At 37.6% G+C, this 7,257-nt stretch carries 7 protein-coding genes and 1 pseudogene; 6 read left to right on the forward strand and 2 right to left on the reverse strand.

All coding sequences use genetic code 11. The annotated features are described in order from the left end of the window. Positions 1-516: 516 nt before the first annotated feature. Positions 517-945: a hypothetical protein gene (locus F6K54_RS36695; RefSeq protein ID WP_293088835.1), complete on the forward strand. Its 429-nt coding sequence runs from the start codon at positions 517-519 to the stop codon at positions 943-945. A 1,298-nt stretch (positions 946-2,243) separates the two neighbouring features. Here F6K54_RS36695 and F6K54_RS36700 read toward each other — a convergent pair. Continuing rightward, on the reverse strand, positions 2,244-2,444 hold the full coding sequence (locus tag F6K54_RS36700; protein ID WP_293088837.1) for a hypothetical protein: 201 nt from the start codon (positions 2,442-2,444) through the stop codon (positions 2,244-2,246). Positions 2,445-2,785: 341 nt separating this feature from the next. Here F6K54_RS36700 and F6K54_RS36705 point away from each other — a divergent pair, with 341 nt between their 5' ends. From F6K54_RS36705 to F6K54_RS36720, 4 genes are all read left to right on the forward strand, one after another. Continuing rightward, positions 2,786-2,974 (forward strand): hypothetical protein, encoded by a 189-nt coding sequence (locus tag F6K54_RS36705; RefSeq protein WP_293088839.1) that lies wholly within the window; start codon positions 2,786-2,788, stop codon positions 2,972-2,974. 836 nt (positions 2,975-3,810) lie between these two features. Next, the gene (locus F6K54_RS36710) at positions 3,811-4,296 is read left to right on the forward strand and encodes an allophycocyanin (RefSeq protein WP_293088841.1); all 486 of its coding nucleotides are present in this window, start codon (positions 3,811-3,813) and stop codon (positions 4,294-4,296) included. 172 nt (positions 4,297-4,468) lie between these two features. After that, positions 4,469-4,954 carry an allophycocyanin subunit beta gene (gene apcB, locus F6K54_RS36715; protein ID WP_293088843.1) on the forward strand — a complete coding sequence of 162 codons (486 nt, stop codon included), beginning with the start codon at positions 4,469-4,471 and terminating at the stop codon, positions 4,952-4,954. A gap of 369 nt (positions 4,955-5,323) precedes the next feature. Continuing rightward, on the forward strand, positions 5,324-5,527 hold the full coding sequence (locus tag F6K54_RS36720; protein WP_293061325.1) for a phycobilisome linker polypeptide: 204 nt from the start codon (positions 5,324-5,326) through the stop codon (positions 5,525-5,527). A 14-nt stretch (positions 5,528-5,541) separates the two neighbouring features. On the opposite strand, the pseudogene F6K54_RS36725 reads toward F6K54_RS36720, so the two are convergent. Further along, positions 5,542-5,982 (reverse strand): annotated as a pseudogene (locus F6K54_RS36725) (RNA-guided endonuclease InsQ/TnpB family protein); the annotation flags it as partial. Positions 5,983-6,371: 389 nt separating this feature from the next. On the opposite strand from F6K54_RS36725, the gene F6K54_RS36730 reads away from it, so the two are divergent. Continuing rightward, a complete protein-coding gene (locus tag F6K54_RS36730; RefSeq protein ID WP_293088845.1) occupies positions 6,372-7,196 on the forward strand; it encodes an RNA-guided endonuclease TnpB family protein in 825 nt (274 codons plus the stop codon). Positions 7,197-7,257 lie beyond the last annotated feature (61 nt).

A 7,257-nucleotide genomic window follows, 5' to 3' on the forward strand; every position in this document is an offset into this window, starting at 1 on the left:
TAAATAAATAACTACGGAGGAGTCAGGAGTCAGGAGTCAGGAGTCAGGAGGAAAGAGGGAAGAAAGAAGAAGAACTGGAGTTGAAGGAGAAAGTTTTTTTATCACTAATTATCCGGACATGATATAACTATAGCATTTCCTAAGCTAGTGAGGTACAGTTCTTTCGATCCCCCCTAACCCCCCTTGAGAAGGGGGGAACTGGAAGTCCCCCTTGAGAAGGGGGATTTAGGGGGATCTATTGATGTACCTCACGCCCGTTGAAAACTGCTATATTCAATTAACTTAGGCTATTTCAACAGTCAAATCCGCACCATAGAAATTAATCTGCTCAACTACCAAAGACGCTTAGATAGAATCAGAGAAAAAGCCACATCAAAATCCCTCGAAAATCTCTTACCAGAAAACATTCCTACTCCAATTTACCAAATTTCCAAGCTAACAATAAATGGAGAAGATATTTCATCAATATTATCTCGTTTGATAACCACCCCCGGAGTCACAACCGACCTCAAATTTATGGAAAAATTCCATCAAGAAATAAGTGAAAAATATCTGCTGCAAATGCAAAAAGACTATGCCAGTCTTAGCGTTAATTTAAAACAATTAGAAAACCTAATAAACTCCATTCGTGGCATCACAGAAATAGAACAAGCAGAGAGCTATCGCAACTTTCAACAACTTGTCGCCATGATCAGTGTGGGATTAGGTGCATATGCCAGTGTTATCTCCATTTCTGGTCAATTTCCTTATGTCACCGATACCACTAGAGCCAGCAACCATCCAGTAGGCAAGTTTCTCTCTAAACATTCAGTACCCGAACCTTGGTTAGCACCAGGAATCTCAATTATATTCAGTTTGGGTGCCAGCATTATTGGTATAGTATTGACTGTAGCGATCGTCAAACTGCGGTATATAGCCAAAAGCTGGAAGCAAAATTCTCAATAGACAGTCTCCTTAATGAAATCAGAAGTCAGAACTCAGAAGTCACTGGTATTAAATCTATTCATTCTGGCTCCTGAATTCTGGATTCTGGATTCTGAATTCTAAGAAATACCCTAGCTATTTGTAGCAAACATTTATCAAAATGAAATCAGAAGTCAGAACTCAGAAGTCAGAAGTTATTTTTGTAATACCAATGTGAAAAAAGAATGTTACGAATAATAAGTGCAATAAAAATATTTTTCAGGAAATGTCTCTTTGACAAAAAAGAGAATTTACGAACTGAAAACTGGTATTAAATCTATTCATTCTGGCTCCTGAATTCTGGATTCTGAATTCTGGATTCTGGATTCTGGCTCCTGAATTCTGGATTCTGAATTCTGGATTCTGGATTCTGGCTCCTGAATTCTGGATTCTGGATTCTGAATTCTAAGAAATACCCTAGCTATTTGTAGCAAACATTTATCAAAATGAAATCAGAAGTCAGAACTCAGAAGTCAGAAGTTATTTTTGTAATACCAATGTGAAAAAAGAATGTTACGAATAATAAGTGCAATAAAAATATTTTTCAGGAAATGTCTCTTTGACAAAAAAGAGAATTTACGAACTGAAAACTGGTATTAAATCTATTCATTCTGGCTCCTGAATTCTGGATTCTGAATTCTGGATTCTGGATTCTGGCTCCTGAATTCTGGATTCTGGCTCCTGAATTCTGGATTCTCGATTCTGAATTCTAAGAAATACCCTAGCTATTTGTAGCAAACATTTATCAAATTGCTATAACCGGTATTTTGAGCAACTCTCCAAAAATTAAAGCGGCAGTTCTACGTTAGCAAATGGTCATTTGCTACACACAACTACGTTAACCCCCCTACAACTTTTAACTTCCGCGTAGCGACAGTAAGTTTCAGTAAGTAAATAAAAATAAATATTACACCAATAATAATATAGCATTTCTCAGTAAGCGTCAGGTACACTCTTGTCTTGCCTGTTGCCTAAAGTCTAGTGCAGGACAGCGGAAATAACTGACCAGTTACAAAATCCTGAAAGCCTTACAAATCAATATTTTTAGCTTTTGAATTTTAACTTTTAACTTTTGACTTCCCCGTAGAGGCACTAGAGTTTTGTACCTTACCAGTCTTGGAATTGCTATTAGGTGAGTTAAGAAAAATCATTGAGTCTATATTATTTTCCATAACTGTTTTATATTTAATTTTACCTACCTACTGAATAATTTGTACACGATCGCCCTTAGTTATTCAAATAATTTCCATTACTTCTTAACGCTGAAAGATGCTGTATTTCTATTCCTCTTCATTTTTATCTGTACGACTATCCCCTGGTTTAAACGGCTCTCTCTGAGCAATAAGCTCGGATTGAATGCTGCGTTCAGATTGTAATTTACCTAATTTTAGATTAGTTACATTACTGGTTATATCTGGAATAATACTGACTCCCACTAATGCAAAATTCACCAAAAGAATTGAAACGATGTGTTTGTTCATAACTTTAAAGATTGATAATAGTCTATACCCGCTTATTCTCAATCTCTAAATAAGAATCAGGATAATTTTAATTACATCAATGTAATCCCGCTGAATCATACATTCAACGCTAAAATATATTTTTTCTAGAATGAGTTTCACATCTTAGTCTAAAAGGGTGTTTGCAACGTATGTAGTTTTTTTTAATCTCCTCTGATGTGAGATCCGCTTTCTCAAAAATTTAATATTGTGTACCTTTAGAATACTTAACAATAAAGTAGGAAATAAGGAATAAAAGAATAAAGGAATAAGAGGAGAAAAGTGAGTGAGAAGAATTATTTGATTGACTAGAGGTAGATGAAGTGGAAAAGGCAGTAGGAAAGAATATAGTTATATCATGTCCGGTTGAATACTTACACTTTGGAGGAGGTAAGGCAGCGGGAGCTGGAGGCAGGAGGCAGAAGCGGTGCGACCCCGCGTCGGCGTCAGACCGCTTGCGGAATGCTGACCAAGAGAGGGAATGCGCACCAAGAGAGGAAAGAAAAGTTTAGAAGGGAAAAGGTTTTTTATCACTGATTATCCGGACATGATATTATTGCAATTCTGAGTATTTTGTTAGATAAGCTTCCATTATTTAGACTCTGAACTACTGTTTAAACGGTTGTAAATTAGTTAAATCTTTTAGGAGTTAGGAGTCAGGTAGGGGAGCCTTGGATTAGCGAAGTACAGGAGGAGAGAGGATCACAAAGATTTAGTATGACAATTCAAACAAACTTGATATCACAATTATAGACAATTTGTAGGGGTTAACAGCCGTTAACCTCTACCATAAGTTGTAGTTATGCGCAATATTATGTCTGCTCGGCTAAGAGAAAATTCTTATACCAAATTCAAGAAAGATTGTGACAGTAAAATATAGATACTTAACGGAATTGAAAAATCTTCACTGTTTATTTCTTATACCTAGCACCTAGCACCTAATACCTTGAATAGCCAATGTAGCAATATTTTTTGAAAATTGTATTACTTCTTTATTTCTTACTTTTGACTTTTGACTTAATATTTTGTGGTGCGGAATGTGGGATTTAATGGCCTTCTATCTAAAAAATATGAGAAATGGCCTCTGGCCTTAGACCGGAAATAAAAAAATGTATATTCAGACAAAAGCTTTAAATATATTGTCATCTGTCAAAATTGAAGAGCATTTTAGGTCCAAAAACCCCTGAATACTATCAAAATATTACAAAATATTAAGAGAATAATGAGAAAGTGAACAAAATGCCTCAAAATACTTGCTGAAGGTAGTTATGTCAGAAGGTATTTTGTCCCTCTTACTAGCTAACCAATTTTGAAGCAACCTTTTACCTTAACTCTGTTGGAATAAAGCATGAGTATAATCACCAAATCAATTGTTAATGCAGATGCTGAGGCTCGTTATCTGAGTCCTGGCGAATTAGAAAGAATCAAGACTTTTGTTACCTCTGGCGAGCGTCGCGTCCGGATTGCTCAAATTATGAGTGAATCTCGTGAGCGTATTATCAAGGAAGCTGGAAATCAGCTTTTCCAGAAGCGTCCTGATGTTGTTTCTCCTGGTGGTAATGCCTATGGTGAAGAAATGACTGCTACTTGCTTGCGTGATCTAGATTATTATTTGCGTTTGATCAGCTACGGTATTGTTGCTGGAGACGTTACTCCTATTGAAGAGATCGGACTTGTAGGCGTTACTGAAATGTATAAGTCTTTGGGCACTCCCATCGCAGCTGTTGCTGAAGGTGTTAGCTGCATGAAGAGTGTTGCTACTTCCCTTCTATCAGGTGATGATGCTGAAGAAGCTGGTGGTTACTTTGACTATGTTATTGGTGCTATGAGTTAAGGCTAAATATTTTTTAGAGGATTAGATGAAAATTGATGAGAAGGAAAGGTTTCAATAATTTGGAATTTCCTGAAATATCAAGTTGAAGTCTATTAATGAAATCTCTAAAGTTCTAGCCTTCGCCTATCCAATAATTTTGAAGATTCAGCAAATTTAAGGAAATCAATCAACAATGCAAGACGCAATTACCTCCGTTATCAATTCTTCTGACATTCAAGGTAAATACCTTGATGCTGGTGCTCTAGAGAAGCTCACTAACTACTTTGCCACAGGTGAACTACGAGTTCGCGCTGCAACTGCTATCAGTGCGAATGCTGCAATTATTGTTAAAGACGCTGTAGCTAAGTCTCTACTTTACTCTGATATTACTCGTCCTGGTGGTAATATGTACACCACTCGTCGTTATGCTGCTTGCATCCGCGACTTAGACTATTATCTACGTTATGCTACCTACGCTATGCTAGCTGGCGATCCTTCCATTTTGGATGAGCGCGTATTAAATGGTTTAAAAGAAACCTACAATTCTTTGGGTGTTCCCATCGGTGCTACTGTACAAGCTATTCAAGCTATGAAGGAAGTTACTGCTGGTTTAGTCGGTCCTGATGCTGGAAAGGAAATGGGTGTTTATTTCGACTACATTTGCTCTGGGTTAAGCTAATTTGGCAATCAGTAAAAAAGACAAAAGAAAGTAGATTTACCCTTTTGATTTGACTGATGTATTACTATAAGGCAAGGGAAGCCTAGAATGAGTGTTAGATTGCCAAAGGCTGATTATTGAATAAATAATTTGTTTTAGTAAACTAGCATTGATTCTATAGGTTCCCTGCCTTAGGATTTTTTAGGTTTAAGATTTTAGGCGATCGCATGGCATTAGAAATGCTAGTGTTAGATTTAAGTATCAGATCGTCAGAGGTTGGTATTGATAACTGATAACTGATAACTGATAACTGATAACTGAAATAGACCTAAGTGTTTTACAATAAAGATTTAAGAAAACCTGCACCAAGTATTAGGAGAAATTTGTATTATGAGAATGTTTCAGATTACTGCTTGTGTTCCAAGCCAAACTCGTATTCGTACTCAACGAGAATTACAAAATACCTACTTTACTAAGCTTGTTCCTTATGATAGCTGGTTCCAGGAACAACAAAGAATTATGAAAATGGGTGGTAAAATTGTTAATGTCAAGTTAGCTACTGGTAAGCAAGGAACAAATACTGGGTTACTGTGACATCCTCCCGACGCTCACCAATGGCGGGTAGAGCGCGGGCTTCCCTTCCTTGCGGTTGGTTTTTCCTGCTTCATCGGGGTTCCCAAGCAACCTTCCTCCACAGGCAGTATCACCGACTGTCCATCGGCTACAAGTACAAGACCTCGCTGCATGACTACTTGAGCAGCAGCAACATCTCGGTCAGTCACATATCCGCATTCCTCGCAATGATGCACTCGTTCACTGAGTTCTTTCTTTCCGGTATGCGCTCCACAGTGAGGACAGGTCTGACTTGTCCCATTGGGAGCAACCTTAGCGAAGTAGACTCCACGCTTCCAGCACACCCATTTGAGGATTTCCAGGAAACTACCCCAAGCAGCATCCAAGCAATGCTTTGCCAACATCCCACGACTGGTCATTTTGAGGTTCAAGTCCTCAGCAAAGATCATCCCAGCATTGTCGCAAAGTTTGTGAGCCGCATTGCTCCAACCAGTCCAGCATTTGTGCCTCTTGGTCAAGACTTGGATAGATTCGGTAGCTGTAGGTCAAGTTCAACATAGCTACATTCTAACAGATTTGCATCTCCTTTTAGAACCGATAGATAGTGTGTCGGTTTTCGGGGCATCGAACCCCTCAATCGACGCGGGGAGTCCATGTATCCCGACGCTGACCTTTCAGATACAGCGCGGGACTTATCGCTCCCCGAACCCCTCAAAAGTTAAATTACTGTTTTGAAAAATGGTAGTAACAGAGAGGTCTTTTGACCGAAAAATTGGGTCCCAAGCCTTGCCCTTCTAGGGCGACTTTTTAGTTGCTAAATGTTTCAATAAATATGTTACGATACTGTTAGTTAAAATATAGGATTATGAAAGCTAGATTTAAGTATCGTATATATCCAACACCGGGACAAAAGTATCGATTAGCAAAGCTATTTGGTTGTGTTCGTGTGGTTTGGAATGATAGCCTAGCTTGCTGTCTAGAAAAATACAAATCAGGAGATAAGAAACCCACTAACGAAAAACTGCAAAAACAGTTTATTACTCAAGCAAAAAACACTGAAGATAGAGAGTGGCTCAAAGAAGTTTCTAACATACCATTGCAGCAATCTTTGAATGATTTAAACCAAGCTTATCAAAACTTTTTTAAATCGACTAAAGGCCAGAGAAAAGGTAAACCTGTTAAACCTCCTAAATTCAAAACTAGGAAGTCAAAACAAACTGCTAGATTTACAAGAGGAGGTTTTAAAGTTGGTCAGCATAAAGTTTATTTAGCCAAAGTTGGAAAACTCAAGATAGTTTGGTCTAGAGAATTACCTGCTCTTCCATCATCAGTAACTATTATTAAAGACTCAGCTAATAGATATTTCTTAAGTTTTGTAGTAGAAACTTGTGCCAAAACCTTGCCTCGTACTGATAATTCAGTAGGGATAGACTTAGGCATTAAAACCTTTGCTACATTGAGCGATGGTACAAAGGTTGATAGTCCAAAACCATTGAAAAAGCGGATTAAAAAGTATCGAAAGTTAAGTAAATCATTATCCAAGAAAACCTTAAAGTCTAAACGATATGAAAAAGCTAGATTGAGAGTAGCTAAATTTCATGCCAAAGTAAAAGACATGAGGACAGATTTTCTGCATAAATTGTCCACTGAAATAATTCGTGAAAACCAAACAATTGTTTTAGAGGTATGACAATGTTTCTGGAATGGTCAAAAACCGTAAATTATCCAGAGCAATATCAGATTTAGGTTGG

The sequence above is a fragment of the Okeania sp. SIO3B5 genome (assembly GCF_010692555.1).
GTDB lineage: Bacteria > Cyanobacteriota > Cyanobacteriia > Cyanobacteriales > Microcoleaceae > Okeania.